Here is a 2,387-nt window from a genome sequence, read left to right on the forward strand (position 1 = left end):
CTGGGTCGGGGCCGGGGTCCGGGCCTGGGCCGGGGCCTGGGTCCGGAAGACGCGGGGGTCGTTGCGGGTCTGGAGGTCGGTGGGGCGGGCCGTCAGGACGGTCCGGACGGCGGATTCGGCCACCGCCTCCCCCAGGTACACCCCCCCAGGGACCCTCCTCGCACACCAGCGCCACCGCCCCGGAGTCCCGCAGGACGTGCCCCGCCTCCCCCGCCTTGTACATCGGGTTCAGCGGTACGACCACCGCCCCGGCCTTCCACGCGCCCAGCACCGCGAGCACGAAGTGCGGGGTGTTCTGCAGCATGACCGCCACCCGGTCGCCCCGGCCGATCCCCCGCCCGGCCAGGTACCCGGCGAGGGAGTCGGACAGCGCGTCGGCCTCGGCGTAGGAGATCCGGCCGTCGAAGTATGCGAGGGCCGTGCGCCCCGGCGCCCGGGCCGCCGCGGCCCGGAAGGCGTCCGGCACGCTCGCCGGCGGCGTCACCGGCGCCAGCTGGGCGGGGCTCAGCCGGCCCAGCCAGGGACGGGCGGCGTACGGGGAGCCGGTGAGGGCCGTCACGAGCCCTCCCACGTGCGCTGGAGTCGGTTCATTCCGCGCAGCCACTGCTCGGGGTCGGCCGCGCGGGCGGCGTGGAAGCGCGCCACCTCGGGGTGCGGGAGGATCAAGAACCGGCCCTTCTCCATGCCGTCGAACAGTGCTTCGGCGACCGTTTCCGGCTCGATCGCGGTCGGCGCCAGGACCAGTTCCCCCGCCGAGCCGGAGGCGGTCAGCATGTCGGTGCGCACCCCCTGCGGGCAGATGGCGTGGACCTGGACGCCCCGGTGGCGGTAGGTCAGCGACAGCCATTCCGCGAAGGCGAGGGCTCCGTGCTTGGTGACACTGTACGGGGCCGCTCCGATCATGGTCAGCAGCCCGGCGGCGGAGACCGTGGACACGAAGCGGCCGCTGCCGCGCTCCAGCCAGTCGGGCAGCAGGGCCCGTGCAGCCCGTACGTGCGCCATGACGTTGGTGTCCCAGGCGGCCTCCCAGACGGCCTCGTCCGCGAAGGCGTCGCCGCCGGAGGCGAGTCCGGCGTTGGCGCAGTACACGTCGACCGTGCCGCCGAGGGCTTCGCGGGCCTCCCCGACGACCGCGGAGGCGTCGCCGGGGACCGCGATCGCCCGGGCGCCGGTCGCGGCGATGGCTCCGGCCACGGAGGCGGCCTTGGCGGCGTCGAGGTCGTTGACGACGACGGTGGCCCCCTCGGCGGCGAAGCGGTGCGCGAGGGCCGCGCCGATGCCGCCGCCCGCACCGGTGACGACGACTCGCTGGTCCTGGTACGCGCTCCCGCTCACGGGGTCACCTTTCGTCACGGCCAACGGCCGACTGCCGACTGCCGGCCGGAGCGGCCGGATCCCGGCAGACTAACCAGTCGGTATGTGACGGCGGAAGGGGTGCGGGCCCTAGCGTGGCGGGATGACGCTGTCGCGACGCGGGGTACTGGGGATGGCGGGGGCCCTGGGGGCCCTGGGGGCCCTGGGGGGCGCGGCGGCGGGGCCGGCGGCCGCCGACGGGCGGGTGCGCACCGGCTTCGAGCGGCTCGCCGCCGACGGGTACGCGGAACTCGCCGGGCAGCGGGTCGGGGTGGTCACCAACCCCACCGGGATCACCGCCGACGCCCGCCACCTGGTCGACGTGCTGCACGCCGACGAACGCGTGGACCTGGTCGCGGTGTTCGGGCCGGAGCACGGCTTCCGCGGAACGGCGCAGGCCGGCGGCTCCGAGGCGGCCGGCCGCGACCCGGCGACGGGGCTGCCGGTGTACGACACGTACGGCAGGAGCGGGCAGCAGCTCGCGGACGTGTTCACGGCGGCGGGCGTCGACACGGTCGTCTTCGACATCCAGGACGTCGGGGCGCGCTTCTACACCTACATCTGGACCCTGTACGACTGCATGCGCGCGGCCGCGCTCGCCCGCAAGGCGGTGGTGGTGCTGGACCGGCCCAACCCGGTGGGCGGGCGGCGCGCTGCCGGGCCGGTGCTGGAGCGGGCGTACGCGAGCTTCGTGGGCCGGGAGCCGGTCGCGCTGGCGCACGGGATGACGGCGGGCGAGCTGGCCCTGCTGTTCAACGGCGAGTTCCTGAAGGGCGCCGGCCCCCGGCTGCGGGTGGTGCCGGTGTCGGGGTGGCGGCGGGGGTCCTTCTTCGGGGAGACCGGCCTGCCGTGGCTGCCGCCGAGCCCGAACATGCCGACCCCGGACACGGCGCTCGCGTACGCCGGGACCTGCCTCTTCGAGGGGACCAACCTTTCCGAGGGCCGGGGTACGACCACCCCGTTCGAGGTGGTGGGCGCGGAGGGCGTCGACCGGCGGTGGGCGGAGGCGGCGAACGCGCTGGGGCTGCCCGGGG

At 76.0% G+C, this 2,387-nt stretch carries 2 protein-coding genes and 1 pseudogene; 1 reads left to right on the forward strand and 2 read right to left on the reverse strand.

Annotated elements, in window-relative coordinates; genetic code table 11:
- Nucleotides 1-559 (reverse strand): annotated as a pseudogene (locus SSNG_RS39255) (AMP-binding protein); the annotation flags it as partial.
- The gene (locus SSNG_RS07635) at nt 556-1,335 is read right to left on the reverse strand and encodes an SDR family oxidoreductase (protein ID WP_007263228.1); all 780 of its coding nucleotides are present in this window, start codon (nt 1,333-1,335) and stop codon (nt 556-558) included. The pseudogene SSNG_RS39255 and the gene SSNG_RS07635, both read right to left, overlap by 4 nt.
- Nucleotides 1,336-1,456: 121 nt before the next feature.
- Between SSNG_RS07635 and SSNG_RS07640 the strand changes: the two genes are divergently transcribed.
- On the forward strand, nt 1,457-2,387 hold a 931-nt coding region (locus SSNG_RS07640; RefSeq protein WP_007263229.1), incomplete at its 3' end, for a DUF1343 domain-containing protein.

The sequence above is a fragment of the Streptomyces sp. C genome, assembly GCF_000158895.1.
Taxonomy (GTDB): domain Bacteria; phylum Actinomycetota; class Actinomycetes; order Streptomycetales; family Streptomycetaceae; genus Streptomyces; species Streptomyces racemochromogenes.